The sequence below is a fragment of the Erythrobacter litoralis genome (assembly GCF_029760855.1).
In the GTDB taxonomy this organism is placed as follows: domain Bacteria; phylum Pseudomonadota; class Alphaproteobacteria; order Sphingomonadales; family Sphingomonadaceae; genus Qipengyuania; species Qipengyuania litoralis_A.
In genome coordinates, this window is sequence record NZ_SOSI01000001.1 from 142,319 (window position 1) to 158,736 (window position 16,418).

15 protein-coding genes are annotated in these 16,418 nt (G+C 59.3%); 3 read left to right on the top strand and 12 right to left on the bottom strand.

Translation table 11 applies throughout. The features are described 5' to 3' along the window. Nucleotides 1-123: 123 nt before the first annotated feature. The 8 genes from E3U23_RS00640 to E3U23_RS00670 form a co-directional block, all read right to left on the bottom strand. A complete protein-coding gene (locus E3U23_RS00640; protein WP_279349237.1) occupies nucleotides 124-606 on the bottom strand; it encodes a DUF3299 domain-containing protein in 483 nt (160 codons plus the stop codon). An 18-nt stretch (nucleotides 607-624) separates the two neighbouring features. Next, nucleotides 625-1,863 carry an ABC transporter permease gene (locus E3U23_RS00645; RefSeq protein ID WP_279349238.1) on the bottom strand — a complete coding sequence of 413 codons (1,239 nt, stop codon included), beginning with the start codon at nucleotides 1,861-1,863 and terminating at the stop codon, nucleotides 625-627. Then, the gene (locus E3U23_RS00650; RefSeq protein ID WP_279349239.1) at nucleotides 1,860-2,645 is read right to left on the bottom strand and encodes an ABC transporter ATP-binding protein; all 786 of its coding nucleotides are present in this window, start codon (nucleotides 2,643-2,645) and stop codon (nucleotides 1,860-1,862) included. Before E3U23_RS00650 ends, E3U23_RS00645 begins: the two co-directional genes overlap by 4 nt. Continuing rightward, nucleotides 2,539-2,922: a MerC domain-containing protein gene (locus tag E3U23_RS14315; RefSeq protein WP_431732645.1), complete on the bottom strand. Its 384-nt coding sequence runs from the start codon at nucleotides 2,920-2,922 to the stop codon at nucleotides 2,539-2,541. The genes E3U23_RS00650 and E3U23_RS14315 overlap by 107 nt, the downstream gene beginning before the upstream one ends. Beyond that, nucleotides 2,922-3,530, bottom strand: a complete 609-nt coding sequence (locus E3U23_RS00655; RefSeq protein ID WP_279349240.1) for a DUF1826 domain-containing protein — start codon at nucleotides 3,528-3,530, stop codon at nucleotides 2,922-2,924. The genes E3U23_RS14315 and E3U23_RS00655 overlap by 1 nt, the downstream gene beginning before the upstream one ends. Before the next feature lie 250 nt (nucleotides 3,531-3,780). Further along, a complete protein-coding gene (locus E3U23_RS00660) occupies nucleotides 3,781-5,331 on the bottom strand; it encodes an alkaline phosphatase D family protein (protein ID WP_279349241.1) in 1,551 nt (516 codons plus the stop codon). A gap of 395 nt (nucleotides 5,332-5,726) precedes the next feature. Beyond that, the gene (locus tag E3U23_RS00665) at nucleotides 5,727-5,897 is read right to left on the bottom strand and encodes a metallothionein (RefSeq protein ID WP_347710001.1); all 171 of its coding nucleotides are present in this window, start codon (nucleotides 5,895-5,897) and stop codon (nucleotides 5,727-5,729) included. Continuing rightward, nucleotides 5,894-6,205, bottom strand: coding sequence for an ArsR/SmtB family transcription factor (locus tag E3U23_RS00670; protein WP_279349242.1), 312 nt, complete (start codon nucleotides 6,203-6,205; stop codon nucleotides 5,894-5,896). The genes E3U23_RS00665 and E3U23_RS00670 overlap by 4 nt, the downstream gene beginning before the upstream one ends. Before the next feature lie 141 nt (nucleotides 6,206-6,346). Here E3U23_RS00670 and E3U23_RS00675 point away from each other — a divergent pair, with 141 nt between their 5' ends. Then, nucleotides 6,347-8,176 (top strand): gamma-glutamyltransferase family protein, encoded by a 1,830-nt coding sequence (locus tag E3U23_RS00675; protein WP_279349243.1) that lies wholly within the window; start codon nucleotides 6,347-6,349, stop codon nucleotides 8,174-8,176. 230 nt (nucleotides 8,177-8,406) lie between these two features. Here E3U23_RS00675 and E3U23_RS00680 read toward each other — a convergent pair whose 3' ends face one another. The 3 genes from E3U23_RS00680 to E3U23_RS00690 are packed head-to-tail and all read right to left on the bottom strand — an operon-like array spanning nucleotide 8,407 to nucleotide 11,830. After that, nucleotides 8,407-9,660 (bottom strand): DUF3526 domain-containing protein, encoded by a 1,254-nt coding sequence (locus E3U23_RS00680; protein WP_279349244.1) that lies wholly within the window; start codon nucleotides 9,658-9,660, stop codon nucleotides 8,407-8,409. Further along, nucleotides 9,657-11,096, bottom strand: a complete 1,440-nt coding sequence (locus tag E3U23_RS00685) for an ABC transporter permease (RefSeq protein ID WP_279349245.1) — start codon at nucleotides 11,094-11,096, stop codon at nucleotides 9,657-9,659. The genes E3U23_RS00680 and E3U23_RS00685 overlap by 4 nt, the downstream gene beginning before the upstream one ends. Next, on the bottom strand, nucleotides 11,093-11,830 hold the full coding sequence (locus E3U23_RS00690) for an ABC transporter ATP-binding protein (protein WP_279349246.1): 738 nt from the start codon (nucleotides 11,828-11,830) through the stop codon (nucleotides 11,093-11,095). The genes E3U23_RS00685 and E3U23_RS00690 overlap by 4 nt, the downstream gene beginning before the upstream one ends. 181 nt (nucleotides 11,831-12,011) lie before the next feature. Here E3U23_RS00690 and E3U23_RS00695 point away from each other — a divergent pair, with 181 nt between their 5' ends. After that, nucleotides 12,012-14,219, top strand: a complete 2,208-nt coding sequence (locus E3U23_RS00695; protein ID WP_279349247.1) for a TonB-dependent receptor — start codon at nucleotides 12,012-12,014, stop codon at nucleotides 14,217-14,219. Between the two features lie 79 nt (nucleotides 14,220-14,298). Further along, on the top strand, nucleotides 14,299-15,657 hold the full coding sequence (locus E3U23_RS00700) for a PepSY-associated TM helix domain-containing protein (protein ID WP_279349248.1): 1,359 nt from the start codon (nucleotides 14,299-14,301) through the stop codon (nucleotides 15,655-15,657). Between the two features lie 215 nt (nucleotides 15,658-15,872). Here E3U23_RS00700 and E3U23_RS00705 read toward each other — a convergent pair whose 3' ends face one another. After that, complete coding sequence (locus E3U23_RS00705) at nucleotides 15,873-16,340, bottom strand: hypothetical protein (RefSeq protein ID WP_279349249.1); 468 nt, start codon at nucleotides 16,338-16,340, stop codon at nucleotides 15,873-15,875. Between the last annotated feature and the right edge of the window lie 78 nt (nucleotides 16,341-16,418).

Below are 16,418 nucleotides of genomic sequence, written 5' to 3' on the forward strand. Positions count from 1 at the left end.
GGGCTTTCACATCCGTCTTTGTAATCGTGATTTAATACGTTGAGGAGCGGCCTGAAAGAAGCCGCGTATTGGTTGCCTGAGTATCCTATCCAATCCGCGATCTGCGGCTTGATAGAGTTTGTTTCAGCTGGGGCGGGCATTCTCCAGAACATAAAAGATCCCGCTTTCGTCCTGGCCGGTGAGGCGCAACGTTCCGGTAACGGCTATGACCCGATTGGTATTCAGCGGGAAGGCGCTCGAAGCCTTGACCTCGATGTATTGATTGGGAGCAGCATGGAAATGAAACGGGCAGCCGGGAGGGTACGCCATTAACAGAAAATGGGTCTGGCGCCGTCCGGGTTCGAAAGCGTCCATCCAGCCGGCGACAGTGATCCGCTTCCCTTCGAGCGCGCGAACCTGCGGCGTAAAGACAGGTTTCGAACGAATATAGCCATCGCTCCCCGTTCTGGCATTTTCGCCTGTGGCTTCGAGGACGCGCCAGGACACGCCACCTTTGGGGGTGGCAGCAGGCTGCCAGACATCCTGTTTTTGCGCTTGTGCGGACCAAACGGGACCAATTGGCAAGGCCATTGCGGCGATTGCGATGCAAGCGATACAGCGTTTCATCGATGAAGCTCCTTCGACCTAACGGTTGCGGCTAAGCGTTGGTGCGAGTTTCTTGCGAGTGACCGTAAAGGCTGGAATTGCGGCTGCTACCGCGCCGAGGAATAGGGCTACGATAACGATGATAGCCTCATCCAGACCCAGTCGCCAGGCTTCAATCCCGGCTTCCGATAGACTGGCAAAGGATCGAGTTGCCAATGAGAGCGCCCCATGCGCCAGAACGACGCCCAGTCCACCCGCAAGCAGGGCTGTGACCGTGCCTTCCAGAAGAACCGTCATGAATATCTGCGCGCGGCTTGCCCCCATAACCCGAAGAAGTGCCAGATCGCCCTCCCGCGCACGTATTGCGTTCCACAGAGCGATAAAGATCGCCAATGCCGCTGTTGCAGCGAGCAGCGCGGCGAAAAAGCCAACTGCCTCTATGGCCGGTTCGAATAACTGAAGAAGCCGGACACTTTCGCGCGCAGGTGATGCGGCTTGCATCGCGGTGTTACGATTGACGGCCGGGGGCAGACGGACGGCTGCGGCCGGGTTCCGATAACTTACGAGGATCGAGGTGATTTCCGGCTCGTGCTCGCCATGGAGGTCCTCGTCGTGATCGGAGTGTTCGTGTTCGACGGAAAGCCGGGCGTCATCCTCGTGTGAAATACCGTGTACGTCCCATACGCTTTCGATGCTCGTCACGATGAGCCTGTCGATCGGCTTTCCAGTCGGTGCCAGAATCCCTGTAACGGTGAACGGCGTGGCCTCATGGCCCTGTCCACCTTCCTCGGCAGAAAGGCCATGACTGCCCACGAACCGCTGCCCCAGTGTTGCCCCTGTCTCACGGGCTACACCTGCGCCAAGCACGACCTCTAGCGGCGCATCGAACCGTCTTCCGGCAGCGAGCTCGGCTCGGTAGATCGAGAACAGGCCGTAGTCGCTGCCGACGATCCGGAAACCGCGAAACTGGTCGCCAAGCGCGAGCGGAGTGGCCGACGCAACCATGGGGTTGCCGCGAAGGTCGTTCAAAGCATCCTGCGGAATGTTGCCCGTCGGTTGATCAAGATGATAGACGCTCGACATCACGAGCTGCAGCGGCGAGCCCTTCGCCCCGACCACAAGGTCGATCCCCTCCGCACCGTCGAGAAAGCGCGCCTCCGATTGCCGGGCGAATTGCAGGAGCATCACCAGCATAGCCACGGCGATCGCGAGCAGCAGGACATTCAGTGCCGTCGTCAGGCGTCGCTCGTTGAGATAGGCGAAAACGAGACGTATCACGCTGTTACCGTACGGGGCAGGCTGTTGAGGTCGACCACGGTATCAAAAGCCGAACGGAGCCGTGCGTCGTGAGTAGCAAGCAGAAGCGTCGTGCCGTGACGGTCGGCCTGATCCAATAACAAACTGGCGACGATCTCGGCGTTTTTATCATCCAGAGCCGACGTAGGCTCATCGGCGATCAGCAAATTCGGGCGGACAATAAGCGCGCGCGCAATGGCGGCACGTTGCGCCTCGCCCTGACTTAATTCGCTTGGCTTCATCGCTCCGAGCGAGCCGATATCGAGCTCGTCGAGAAGCGCATGAATGTCGGCCCGGGCGACAGGCTTCCGGGCAAGTCGCGCGGCCAAAGCGAGATTGTCCGCTATCGAAAGCGCGGACACCAGACGAAGCGACTGGAATACCACACTGATATGCGCGCGCCGGATGGCGTCGCGCTCGGTCTCACTTCCCTCGGAGATCGGTTCGCCGGCAATGCGGATGGTGCCGCGATCGGGTGTCAGAAAGCCGCAAATAAGGTTGATGAGGGTAGATTTGCCGGAACCGGATGGCCCGATCAGTAACTGATGTTCGCCATTTTCCGCGACCAGATCCAAGCAATCGAGCACTGGGCGGTTGCCGTAGGAGAATGTCACGTCATTGAGTTCGAGCGGTGGCGGGTTTTTCCGCACGGGGCTTTCAACCATTGCGTCGTCCGGGACAGCGCCAATTTCGCAGATGCGCCATTGCAACAAGTGACGCACCTGAAATGGTAATGGCCACCTCCACAATTTCGCGTTCGGCAAAAAGGCCAGCGCCCATCAGCATCAGTCCCATCATACCGATGCCGAAGGACGCGCGTCCGCGTGCCGAGTTCTGGGCGCTTCGCCAGAGGACCGTGCCACTGAACGGAAGCGCGACGATCAATATCCAGAGGTGAATGCTTTCAGGCAAATTCAGCCAAGCTGACCATGCCGGAGATAGTGCGATGACAAGCGGCAGAAGCAGGCAATGCACGACACATAGACTGGAAATGCCGATTCCGATCCCATCGAGCCAAGAGGACGCTCTACGAGCCCTCATTACATGCACTTCTCGTCGGTAGCGAAAACAGCCGTATCGATTACGAGGACGAGTCGCTTCTCCCCCGTATCGCCCACGGGGGGCGATCGATGATAGCACGGTTCGTGCCCCTCTGCGTAGCGACGTCCTTTGAAAAGTCCGACGTGACCGGTCGGAATATCATACAAGGATTGCGCCTTCGGATCGTTTCCAATTGCGACCTGTGTACCTGGTCCAGCATATGTTGTGATAAGGCGTAGATCGGTATAATCGACGTGAACCTTGCGGCAGGAGTTCGTGACGATCTGCTCCAGGCGGATGCGTATGGACGCGGACCCGGTCAAGTCCGCGAAGCGCGAAGCGAGGCTGCGAATGTCCTGCGCGATGGCCGGTGGCAGACTTCGAAGCTCTGCAAGCGCTTCATCAGCCGAGCCCTTGCCGATCCATGAAAAAGGTGCCCGATCGAGCAGAAGATCAGTGGCGGTGGCCAACGGTTCGGGATCCCGCGCTTCGACCACAAGATAATAATCATGTGATCGGATATCCTCCCAAGGACGGTACACCCCGACGTCGCCCAAGGTCGCAGCTCCGTTTTCAGGGTCGAGCGTCTGGATGGCGGTATTGAACATGTGAAGCCTCAGGTTTTTCGTGCGCGAGATGACCGCCGCCGCGTTCGAATTGCGGCTTAGTGCTCACAGCAAAACGATCGGACACTCGTTAAGGATATTTTATATCATGAACAACCCGCGATGTCGTCTCGACCGGTTTTTATGTATTTTGCGAAATTCATAAGCGCAGGGAAGCGTCGGCGCTTCGCTCGCTAACAAACACTCTGGCGCTTCTCGGTCATCCTCCAGACAGGAGGCCTCGTATCCGATCCTATCCGACAATAAGAGCAGACTCGCCAGCGGGCACGGTTGCCGTGGCCAGCGTATCGATCGGTGCATCTGGTGTCGTAACGGATCGCACGATCCTGAACGCGCTTTGCCAATTTTCGGGCGTCACCTCGCACAGCGTGTAGCCGCGTCGGTCGCCTGTGAATTTAAGGAAGGGGTTGCGCGCCGCGATCCGGTCCGCGCCGTTCCGCACATCCGCCCCGTCTCCGCCCGACGAAATCGAGCTGGTCACGAATTCGACCGCGACCGCCTCGCCCTCGCCCGCATCGGTCCGCAATTCACCTGCGAAGGTCTGGTGCTCGTCGCCGGTCAGGACGACCGCGTTCTTGCCGCGCAATTGCTGCAACAGGCGCTCGCGGGGGACATCGTAGGCGCCCCAGCTGTCCATGTTACGGATTTCCTCGGGCTCGTCGCCCGTGCGCCGGTCGAGCGGCATGACCATGACCTGCTGCGCGATCGCGTTCCAGCGCGCGCCGCCATTCTGCAGATTGTCGAACAGCCAGCGCTCCTGCGCCTCGCCCAGCACGGAGGCCTGCGGATCGCGCACCCCGTCGCACACGGTCTTGAACCCATCATCGCAGGGCTGGTCGCTGCGAAAGCTGCGCGTGTCGAGCACGTGCAGGTCGAGCAGCCCGCCGAAGCGCGCGCGCCGATAGTCGGCGATGCCGTTCTGCCCCGGCAGGGAACTGCGCCGAACCGGCATATGCTCATACCAAGCCTGCAGCGCCATGGCGCGGCGCAGCGCGAAGAGTTCGGGCGGGGTGTCCTGCTGATCCTGCAGGCCGACCCAGTTGTTCTCCACCTCGTGATCGTCGAAACTGGCGAACCAGGGCGCGGCAGCATGCGCCATCTGCAGGTCCGGGTCCATCTTGTACTGCGCGTAGCGCTGGCGGTAATCACCGAGATCGTAGAGCGCTTGCCCCTCATGTGCGCGCACGAAGGTGCGTGGTCGCCCGTCCCATCCGATGCGCAGCGGCGAGCTGCGATATTCGTAGATGTAATCGCCGTAATGGAAGACGAATTCCGGATCTTCTTCGGCGAGGTGGCGGAAGGCCGTAAAATAGCCATCCTCGTAATGCTGGCACCCGGCAACGGCGAACCGCACCCGGTCGATCGAAGCGCCAACCCTCGGAAGCGTTCGTGCCTTGCCCCGCGTCGATCGTTCGCGACCAATGTTGAAGCGATACCAATAGGGTCGCCCCGGTTCGAGTCCCGCGACCTCGACATGGACGCTGTGCGCCAGTTCGGGGCGCGCAAGGGCGGTTCCGCTCGCTGCGATGTCGCGCAAATTTTCGTCGCGCGCGACTTCCCATTCTACCTCGATCGGTGCCATCGGCATCCCGCCGTGCTGATCCAGGGGGTCGGGCGCGAGGCGGGTCCAAATGACGAACCCGTCCGGCGAAGGGTCGCCTGAGGCGACGCCGAGGCGGAACGGATAATCCTTGAATATCTGCTGCGCGCGCAAAACCGCCGGCGTAGCGGCGAACGCGGCACTAGCGCCCAAGACAGCCCGCCGGGTTATGCGGATGGTCACATCGTATCTCCTCGAGCCGACTACATCGCCGTAATCGGAAACCGAGCTTTGCCAATATGCGTGACAGGCTCGAGACAACGCGTGACGATTTTGCGGTCCAGATTGTATAGCGAATTGAAAGCGAGAACGCTTGGCCAACGGCTTAGGCTTATGTTGCTCAGCAAAAGCTAGAGGATCATTTCCGATCTTTTCGGCGATCCGGCCGCCATTTATCTTGGAGTTAGTCGCCGAAAGTGGAGAATGAAGCCGCCGGTTTCCTAATCCTAAAACAGAACTTAAAGTATAATTTCGTGACGCTGCCCAGGGCAAAAAGGCGAAGGTGATTATTGCGTCGCCTGAAGAACGAAATGAATTTTTGAAACGGCAGGCGGACAAGTCACCTGCCGTCTCAATGATTAGCCGTGGCAGGGGCAACCCCCATGCTCGCAGCCGGCGGAATCTTCGTGATGGTTGGCGCAACTGTCGCTGCAGAACATCCGACCTTCAGCCTGAATTGCCGCATCGGTACCAACAATACAGACGCAGTCGGCACACGCACATTTCACCATCTCAATAGTCATTGTCATTTTATAAGTCCTTCTGTTTCATTATCGGATTCATCAATATGTTCCATCATGTTCGTCAGCATCGTGGCGACATGACAATCGGGCAGGTCGTAGAACACATTCTTCCCATCTCGCCTCTGTCGCAGCAATCGGGCCGCTCGCAGAAGCCGTAAATGATGCGAAACCAGTGACTGACTTGCTCCGATTGCTTCGGTCAGCTCCGTGACGGAGCGCGGTCCATCGAGACATTCAGTGACGAGAAGCAACCGATTAGGCTCGCCCAGCAGGCGAAATGTCTCGGCCAATTCGGAAGCTTGGTCAGGGGTCATGATACGATCCAACACGTGAACACATGTTGATGTATAAACATCTGTTCATATATTGCAACGTCTTATTTTTGCCCTCTCGGAAAAATCGATGCATGCATCACAAAGCAGGTTGCTCAGGCATAAGGCGAAGGGAAGAATGAGATGCGGAAGGCATTGGTTTCAATAGCGGTCGGCGCGCTTCTGGTAGGACCGGCACTCGCCGACGACACCACGATGAACGTCGCGGATACGAGTGCCGAAGCTACACAGGGGATAGGGGGCGGCGCCCGGCCGGTGGGCGCGCGCTGGAGCCGTAGCCCCGTGCTCGCGCCGCACGGCATGGCAGCGACAGCGCAGCCTCTGGCAACACAGGTTGCGCTCGATATCCTCAAGGCAGGGGGTAGCGCTGTCGATGCGGCTATCGCAGCGAACGCCGCACTCGGACTGATGGAGCCTACCGGAAACGGGATCGGCGGCGATCTGTTCGCCATTATCTACGATCCCGCAACCGACAAGCTCTATGGATTGAACGGTTCGGGGCGGTCGCCCGCCGGGCAAACACTCGAGCAGTTGATCGAAAAACTGCACCCGAATTCCGCTTCGATACCCCCAGTCGGGCCTTTGCCGATTACCGTCCCCGGTACGGTCGATGCCTGGTTCGCCATGCACGAACGCTTCGGTAAATTATCGATGGCAGACAATCTCGCTCCTACCATTCGCTACGCGCGCGAAGGGCATCCGGTGGCGCCCGTCATCGCAATGTATCTCGATCGCAGTCTACGTTCTTTCGAGGCGCGCCTCGAAAACAGCGAGTTCGAGTTCGGCAATGCTCGTGCGACGTATTTCGCGGACGGCGCACCGGAGCCCGGAGCAGTGTTTCGAAATCCGGATCTGGCATCTACGCTCGAGCGCATTGCCCAAACCGGTCGTGACGAGTTCTACGAAGGAGAAACGGCACGTATCATGGTGGACTATCTGCGCCGGCAAGGCAGTGCGTTCACTATCCAGGACTTCGCTGCCCATGAAAGTGAATGGGTCGACGTATCGTGTGTGACCTACCGTAATGGCTATGAGTTGTGTGAACTGCCGCCGAATTCCCAAGGCTTTGCCGCCTTGCAAATGATCAACATCCTTAAAAACGTTGATTTAGCGCAGTGGGAGCGAGGCAGCCCCGAAGTCATTCACTACATTACCGAAGCCAAACGCCTCGCATTCGAAGACGTCGCCCGATTTTACGCCGATCCCGCATTCTCCGCCGCACCGGAAGGGCTGCTGAGCGACGCTTACGGGCGCGCCAGGTTTGCCGAGATCGATCCCGAAAAGGCGACACCTGCCTTTCGCGCCGGAGCGCTGCGTGCTCCGAAACTGGAAGGGCCGGGCGACACGACGTACCTTACCGTGGCGGATCGAACCGGTATGATGGTAAGCCTTATCCAGTCCAATTACCGCGGTATGGGCAGCGGCCTTGTGGCGGACGGGCTGGGCTTCATGTTCCAAGATCGCGGCGAATTATACAGCCTCGATCCTGTGCACCCCAATGTCTATGCTCCGAGAAAGCGCCCCTTCCACACCATTATTCCGGCTTTTATTCGCAAGGACGGCAAGCCGTTCGCTAGTTTCGGCCTGATGGGCGGAGGCATGCAGCCGCAGGGCCATGTGCAAATCCTGATTAATCTCGTCGACTATGGCATGAATCTGCAGGAAGCGGGCGACGCGGCAAGGTTGATGCACGATGGCGGTCGCCAGCCTACCGATGCCTTCGCCGGAAGCGAGACAGATGTGTCTCAGATCGACGATCTGGGTGTCCTCTATGTCGAACCGGGTATTCCGGAAATCACAGTCGAGGCGCTGCGCGCAATGGGACATCGCGTCGAAGTCGAGACGACCGGCATACCGTTCGGCGGTTATCAGGCAATCGTTCGCGATCCCTCAACGGGCACGTACGTGGGAGCCACCGAAATGCGCAAAGATGGACAAGCTAGCGGATATTGAATGGACGAAGGGGGAAGGATTGTAAGCTGAAACCGTCGAAGACCGCGTTTGGCCTTACGGAAAACCTCGTTTTCTGACTGGCAAACAGTCGCTCGCCTTTCCTCCTCGCGTGGAATTGCCCATCTGAAGACCTCTTCGATCAAACGCCCCCATTCCGCGTATCTTCTCTCGTCCGGGATGAGACGGCCGATCAACAATAGCCGACGACGGTCCACAACTTCCGTTTCTCGTCAGGACGAACCGAAACGCGGAGCGCGGTCGAAGTCGTCCTTCCCGAAGGGCCGGTCGTAGAACAGATACTCGTAATAGAAATTGCGAAGGCGCTCGTGAAAGGCGCGGATGCGATCCTGGTATGCCAGTTGAGCGGTCAGATCGGTCCCCGCAATACGGGTCAGTAGCGCCTGTACGCCGACGGAGGGCAGAACCCATCCCAAGGCGCGAGCGTGGGCGTCACGGCCTTCCAGCCCTTGACGATAGGCGCGCGCTTGCGGTGCCACGGCTTCGTCACCGTTCTGGTGGAACGCGAAGTACCATTTATAATGGAAATCCGGCCCGAGCGGTTCGGAATCAGACCATCGGGGATGGTTGGCGTAGAACCGTTCCATCGTGTCTTCGCGCGGAATTTCCCACGCGCCGTGCACGACCTCCTGATTGGCCATCGCGATCTCGGTTCCCTGGTTGACCGGAATCGCCCGATTGATCGCCACATTGGCGAGCGTCGGCACGATGAGTACAAGGACGAGCCATGCGGCCGACAGCGTCGCGGCATTGGCGACCGAGCTCCAGCGGAGGCGGTCGATAAGCGCGGCCAGTCCTACCCAGAAGAACAGATAGGCTGCGATGGTAACGAGAATGAGAGCTATCGGCGCGGCGCCCACGTTTTCGATGATCGCGGTAGTGGTGAACGGCGCCGCCAGAACGAGCCACAGCAGCCCGAAGCGCAGCGCGGAACGCCGCCGCCATAAGGCGCGGCCACCGCGTGGCAACGCCTCTAAAGTACGCGCGCGGCGTGCTTCTCGCTCCCCGGACACCAGATCATGGAACAGAACGATGACGAACAGCGGCGCGAGGAACACCAGCACGAAGGCGAAGTCGAACTGGCCCGGAAGCGCCAGTTCCGGATTGAACGTGTCGCCATCGTAGATCTGCGCTTCGAGGCTGAGCGCGCGGACCCGCAGGATGTAGGGTGAGACATCGCGCATTCCGATCGCCGCGAAGGCAAGCGGAGATGGCTCGTCCCAAGTGGGGTGGAAGCTGTAATAGGCGGCACTGCCAGGATCTTTGTCCTCGTCGATCCACGATGCGATTGCGGAAATGTCTTCGTTCTGTGCTGCCGGAATGGCTGCGATATCAGCCCTCTGCCGATCGACTTCGGCAATTCCGGCAAGGATGGACGTGACGGTCAGCAATGCCAGTAGCATGAGCGACAGACTCGTCAGACGCTGCCGGAACAGCAGGCGTAATTCGTGCTTCAGCAGGTTCATTTCGCCCATCCCAGCCTTCGGGTCGCCGAGGCAAGAGCTAGCCCCGCCAGAACGAGCCAGCCAACCAGCATCAGCAAGCCTGGCACCGCCGCACGTGCCAGTTCGGCGCTTGTGGCCGGGCGGAAGCCGAAATCGGGCATCTTTGCCCAGTTTGCCGCTGCAACGCGGCGTCGGTCATCGGCTCCCGGGTCTTCCGCGATATCGTCAGCGTAGCTTACCGCTTCGGCCTGGAGCCGGTTCAGCTGCTGCACCAGTTCGTAACGGTAAGCCTCGGCCTGATCGAGAAAACGGCGATGGCCTGCAAAATCCGTCCCTGCAGCCGCCATCGAGACGGACCGTACGGATATTGCCGGGCTCAAGACGCCGAGCCACTCGACCATCCAGTTTTGTCGTTCTTGCGCGTTGTAGCTTTTGTCGGCGTATTGGTCGAACAACTTGGACGTCATCTGTTCGCCCTCCATGGCGAGCAAGCCCTGGTAATTGACCGGCAGTTCCTCGACCGTCCCCACGTCATAGCGTTCGAGAACGGACTGTTTGAATTCGTCGAAATAGGGATCATCTGGATCGTGGCTGTCGCCCATCGCCCTAAGGTCGCGTGCGATTGCCACATCGGTTTGCAGGCGGTTGTCGAGCGGTACCGCCGCGCCAGCAACGTCCGGCGCGAGACGTGGAAGCAACACGACGGTCACGACCCACAGGGCCAAAAGTGCGAGGAGGGCGTCAAGGCTTCGGCGGACAAGCGCCGAAACAAGCACGATCAGCAACACCCACAGGGCAAGATACAGCAGGTATCCCCCCGCGATGGTCAGCATCGGCAGAACAAGTGCACCCGGCTGTCCCGCAATTAGCGCGAAACCGATCATTGCTGGCAGCCCGGCGAGCATTGCCACCGTTCCGACAGCCAGCAGCTTACCACCAACCACCTCTCCGCGACCGGCCCCTTGCAACAGGAGCACCCGCAGCGTCCCGCGCTCCCTCTCCCGCGCGAGCACGCCATAGCCCAGAAAGATAAGGAGCAACGGGGCGACGACCTGAAGCACGAAGGCCGGGGTCAGCAGGCCGAACCGCACCAAGAGCGAGCTTTGGCGGACATCGCCGAAATTGGCGGTGTTTTGGCGGTGCCCTTCCAGAAACATGCTGTTGCCGGTGAATGCATCGACGCCGGGATCGAAGGCCGCAAGGGGGCCCAGCGGCCGAAAGATGAAGTGACCAGCATGGACGACGCGATGCGGATGTCTGTCCGGTTGTCTGTCGAACGCACTCTCGGCAGCGTGCGCGTTACGCTCTCGCAACTCAGCGATATTGCGCTGGTGCGACCACGCGCTGGCAACGGCAACGAGTGTGAGAAGGACCAGCAATACGAAAGCGATCACGGCTACGCGATTGCGGGCCATCAGGCGCAGTTCGTCGCGTGCGATAAGGCGAACGGCGCTCATGCTGCAACCGGGCCACGTGCGGACTGGAATCGCGCGTGAAGCGCGCGCACGTCGAAACGGTCGGGGCCATCTGCGGCGACATCATCGGTCACTTGCCCGCTTTCCAGGAAAACGATGCGGTCCGCCACATCGGCAGCCGAAAGGAGGTCATGCGTAACCATCAAAACCGCCGTGCCACGGTCGCGTACCTGCGACAGGAGCGCGTTGAAATCGGCGGTCGCAGCCGGGTCGAGACCCGATGTCGGTTCGTCGAGCAGCAGGACGGGTACCTCTCTCAAAAGAGCTACTGCAATCGCGACCTTCTGACGCATGCCCTTGGAAAAGGCGCCCAGCCTATGCCTCCAGGCGCCCTCCTGCAGTCCTGCAGAAGCAAATGCCCTTGAAATCGCGTCAGCGTCAGGCTTCTGATCGGAGAGCGCAAGGAGATATTCGGCATTTTCCTGCGCTGTCAGATGATCGTAGAGGGCAACGTTCTCGGGCAGGTAAGCAATCTTGCGCCGCGCAGCATCGGGATCGATCGCGGGGTCGATACCGCAAACCGATACCGTACCCGATCGGGCTTGCACGAAGCCCAGTAATGTGGCGAGCGTCGTGGACTTGCCCGCTCCGTTTCCTCCGAGCAAAGCCGTGATGCTGCCTGCAGGCACCCCCAGAGTCAGCCCATCCAACACGGGAAGCGCGTCGTAAGCGACAATCATTTCGCTAAGGCTGATTACCGCATTATTTGAGATCATGAAATTCTCCATCGAGATCGCCCGATGGAGCGCACGGTGTCAGACGTCAATGGTGTGTTATACTATTCCATTGACGAATGCTTTTTGGTAAGACTATCGGGTCCGCCATTGCCGACCGCCAGCGTCGTGGCGCATTGTTCCAGGGACCTTCAACATATCATTCTCTTCGCATTCTCGCCTTTTGGCGTGCGCCGCACGCACGGCTGTCGTCGTATCGACACTTGGTTTCGCGCAAACAGCCTATGCCCAGGCCGAGGCGCGGCTCGAAGAGGATGGTGAGACGATCGTCGTTACCGGGGAGCGGCTCCTTGCCCCGATCGCCGAAATCGGCAGCCGACTCGATCTGACTGCGCGCGAAACGCCCGCGACCGTCGAGGTCATCGATAGCGAGACCATCCGCGAGCAGGGCATCAACACGATTGTCGATACGGTTCGCACCGCTTCGGGTGTGGTTTCCGCCGATACAGGCGCGCATACCCCGTATGCCATGCGCGGATTCCAGATGGCACAGGTGAGCGTCACCCAGAACGGTATCAATCTTGGTTCGACCGATTTTACAGGCATGAATCTGGGCACCTTCAATCTTGACCGAGTGGAGTTTCTCAAGGGGCCGTCTTCTATTTCGTCCGGGCAAGGTTCGGTTGGCGGTACAATCAATTTCGTTACCAAGGCGCCGCGTCCCGGCCCGATCAAGAACGAAGTCTTTCTGGGTGTCGATGAACGCGGGTCTTTCCGCGCGGGGATTGGCTCGGGCGGAAGCATCGGCGATAGCGGGCTCGACTACCGCGTCGATCTGAGCCGGTACAATGAACAAAGTTTCATCGAAGACAGCCAGGTCGAATATATTCACCTGTCCGGGGGGCTGGACTACCGGGTTTCGCCTTCGCTCAAGGTCTTCGTCGCAGCTGAGTATCGCGATCTCGACGGAGAGATTTACTGGGGCACGCCGCTTTCGCCCGTCGCCTTTAGCGGTGAAAACTCGACCGACATCGTCTCCGGAACGCAGGTGTCGTCCTTTAATGGAACCGATCTGGGTGCGGTCACGATCGACCGCCGCACGCTTGACACGAACTACAACGTGGCAGACGGCTACAAGAAGTTCGACGAGACCTGGGTGCGCGCAGGTTTTGAGTGGGAGCTCGGCTCCGACGTAACCCTCAGCAACCTGTTCTACTACTACGACGCCAATCGCGAATGGAAGAACAACGAGGTTACCTCATTCAACTCCGACACCAACCTCGTCGATCGCGAACGCTTCTTCGTACGTCACGATCAGGAGCAGATCGGCAACAATATCGACCTCGCCTGGCGCACCCAGCTGGGCGGCATGGAAAATCGCTTGGTCGTGGCGTTCGAGTATTACGATATGGATTTCACCCGGCCAGGCGCGGCCAACTTTCCCAGCGACAGCGTCTCACTGGTCGATCCCGAGCGCGGGACTTACGGCGTGCTGACCACTTCGCGCCAGCTTGCAGGCGTCGAAAGCTATGCGATCAATCTGGAAGATCGTTTGGAAATCACTCCGGAATTCGCGATCGTGGGCGGCCTTCGCTACAACGCGTTCGACGTTGAGCGGAACGCGTTCGATACGGCCGGCGAAGTTCGTACCGGGTTCCCCCTGGAAATGGACTGGGATCCCGTGACCGGGCGCATCGGCTTTACCTACGATATCATTCCGCAGGTCACGCTGTACGGACAATACGCCACCGCCAGCGACATCGCGGTAGGAAGCTATTTCTTCTTGAGTCCTACGCAGCGAATGGAATTATCGACCGGGCGGAGCTACGAGGCGGGCGCGAAAGCCACCTTCCTCAATGGTCGCGGGCAGGCGACGCTTTCACTTTACGACATTCAGCGCAGCAACGTTTATGGTGGGGCGGCCAATCAGCGGCTGAACGTCGCGGGCGAACTCAACTCCCGCGGAGTAGAGTTCACGGCCTCGCTCCGTCCGGTTGATGGCCTCAACCTGTGGGGGAACGCGGCTTACACCCACGCACGGTATGATAATTACGTCACCGAGGGGGGCGTTTCCTATGATGGAAATACGCCTCCGAACATCCCGACCTGGATCGTGAACGGGGGCGGCTCCTACCGCTTCGGTGAGCTCGCGCTACCGATCGAGATCGGGGGGAGCTTCTCCCATGTCGGCGATCGCTTCAGCACGGATCTTGATACGGTCACACTGGAAGACTACTTGATCGGTGATCTGTTCGCGTTCGTGAACTTGCCCGAAGGCCTGCTCTCGCCTTCGAACGATGTTCGTTTGACGTTCCGGCTCAAGAATTTCACCGACAAGCGTTATGCATCCTACGGCGACCCGTTCTATCCCGATCAGGTTTTCTTGGGGACGCCGCGCACGTTCGAGACGAGTTTGAGCGTCAGCTTCTGATGGCATCGCAGTCCGGAAGATGTCAGTAGGCGCGACGGCCTCTGGTTTCTGAGCTTAACTTCCGGTTTCGCGGACTGCGATGATATCATCCCGAACAACACGGCGATCGTTGTACCAAGCGATCTGGCGATGGCATTTCTTGGCGGGTCTGTTGACCCTACCATTCCTGCTGTGGTTGGCGATCACTGGTTCCATCTATCTGTTCGAAGACGAAATCGAATTCGCTCTTCACGGTCCGGTATTGAAAGTCCCTGCCACACCCGATCGCCTGCCGACAGGTCAGCTTATCGAAACGGCAGAAAACTATTCGGGGCACCCCGCTAAGGCGTTCCTGTCGCCGTCCGCCGCTGATCGATCGGCCGAAATTTTGGTCGCCGGTGCGGATGGTGCGGGCGCATCAGTGTTCATCGATCCTGGTACCGGTAAAGTTCTGGGGATGCTCGACGGCGATTGGCGGGTCGCTCAGTTCGTGCGAAGTCTACATGGATTAGCGCTGTTCGGCCCGATCGCAAACGGAGTGATCGAAGCGGTCGCTGGATGGGTAGTCATTTTGTGCAGCACCGGACTGTACCTGTGGTGGCAGAGACGCGAAGCAGGTGGCCTTTTCGCTATCCGCGGAAGCCTACGGTCTCGGCGTTTTTGGCGAGATCTTCACGCCGTTCTGGGTGCTGGCGTCGCTATATTCGGCATATTCCTGGCGATTACAGGCCTGATGTGGTCGGGTGTTTGGGGCAGTTGGGTACACAATAGCCTGCGCGCGATAGGCCAAGGGGTCCCTTCGGTCATATGGGACGCGCCGCCCACCTCCGACGGGAAGCCGAGCGCTCAGACGACCGATGGCAGTCACCAGCATCCGGGGGAACTCTCATGGACCGTGCGAGGCATGCCGGAGCCTCGATCCGCCGGTAACATTCGGCAAGTTTCTATCGGGCTGGCCGAAGCGGCGCGGGTAGCGGAACTGCAAGGTATTTCCGACGGGTATCGCATTGATGCTCCCGGCGCGCCCGACGGAATCTTCGCCGCGACGAACATTCCCGACAAGGCAGCCGGCATTCGTGTCATTCAGATCAATCAGTTCTCCGGCGAAGTCGTCAATGATTTCTCCTTCTCCGATTACGGCGACGCTTCGCAGGCGATCGAATGGGGCGTGAGCCTGCATATGGGCAAGGAGTACGGCCGGTTCAGCCAGTGGCTGATGTTCTTCGCCTGCCTGACGCTGATCGGACTGACGATCGCTGCGATCATGTCATGGATGATGCGTCGCAAAAGAGGCGAGCTAGGAACCCCGCCTTATGCTAGCAAACGGGCTGGCAAGGTCGGCGTGCTGGTCATCCTTCTCGGAACTCTGACGTTTCCTCTCACAGCGCTCTCAGCAATTATTTTGGCGGGAATTGATTGGGCTCTACAAGCTAGACGCACAAGACCATCTACCGCTTAAGCTCTTAACCAACGCGTCCGCCTTCTGCACTTAAACCGCCGAAATGAGACAGTCCGCTATCGGCCCATAATCCGATAGGCTGCTTTTGATGAAAGCTGTCGGTCGGCAAAGCGCCCTAATTCCGGTCATTCAGGTGATCACAAAATTTGACCGAAAGCTGCCATAAGGGATCGGACAGACAATGGCCGACTGCCACCCAAACGGCTGAAGATCGCTCAGGCTGCAGACTTCCGGCGAGACAGGATCAGCGCTTCAACGGTAGCTGAATCCTGATCGTAGCCCTCCGCGCGCTTCATGAGCCGTGACCGGTTGATGTCGTCGCGAATAGCAATGTCCCTCAACAGGGCAGCCTTTTCCCGCAGTGAGCGAAGACTGTTGTACAGGCTTCGCTCGAGCATTTCCTCCTGCTTCTCGTCGAGCGCCATCTGGCTGTAAGCGTGACCGGTGTGGCAGCGAAACCGGCGGATCGGCCCATCCGATATCTCCCACAGCACCCCATTGCAGTCGGGGCAGTTGAACGGGACGAGTTCGCCCAGTCTCTCTTCGGTGGCCATGGTCGCGTTTTCCATTCCGGCGATGAGCAGTTCAATCCGGACCGTTTCGTCTACCGGCCGGTCTGGCAGGGCCGGTTCGGCGACCAACAAGGATAACCTCGCACCCAGCTCTTCCGCGGTGGCGATCATTTCCGGTTCGCCGACGGCCGAGATGGCGGGCGCGGGGCATGCTGGGCGACGTTGCCTGGCGCGGATCCTGCACGAGTA

Coding starts and splice junctions, on each gene's coding strand:
- E3U23_RS00640 (WP_279349237.1), bottom strand. CDS start 606: ATGAAACGCTGTATCGCTTGCATCGCAATCGCCGCAATGGCCTTGCCA.
- E3U23_RS14315 (WP_431732645.1), bottom strand. CDS start 2,922: ATGAGGGCTCGTAGAGCGTCCTCTTGGCTCGATGGGATCGGAATCGGC.
- E3U23_RS00655 (WP_279349240.1), bottom strand. CDS start 3,530: ATGTTCAATACCGCCATCCAGACGCTCGACCCTGAAAACGGAGCTGCG.
- E3U23_RS00665 (WP_347710001.1), bottom strand. CDS start 5,897: ATGACAATGACTATTGAGATGGTGAAATGTGCGTGTGCCGACTGCGTC.
- E3U23_RS00670 (WP_279349242.1), bottom strand. CDS start 6,205: ATGACCCCTGACCAAGCTTCCGAATTGGCCGAGACATTTCGCCTGCTG.
- E3U23_RS00675 (WP_279349243.1), top strand. CDS start 6,347: ATGCGGAAGGCATTGGTTTCAATAGCGGTCGGCGCGCTTCTGGTAGGA.
- E3U23_RS00680 (WP_279349244.1), bottom strand. CDS start 9,660: ATGAACCTGCTGAAGCACGAATTACGCCTGCTGTTCCGGCAGCGTCTG.
- E3U23_RS00685 (WP_279349245.1), bottom strand. CDS start 11,096: ATGAGCGCCGTTCGCCTTATCGCACGCGACGAACTGCGCCTGATGGCC.
- E3U23_RS00690 (WP_279349246.1), bottom strand. CDS start 11,830: ATGATCTCAAATAATGCGGTAATCAGCCTTAGCGAAATGATTGTCGCT.
- E3U23_RS00700 (WP_279349248.1), top strand. CDS start 14,299: ATGATATCATCCCGAACAACACGGCGATCGTTGTACCAAGCGATCTGG.
- E3U23_RS00705 (WP_279349249.1), bottom strand. CDS start 16,340: ATGATCGCCACCGCGGAAGAGCTGGGTGCGAGGTTATCCTTGTTGGTC.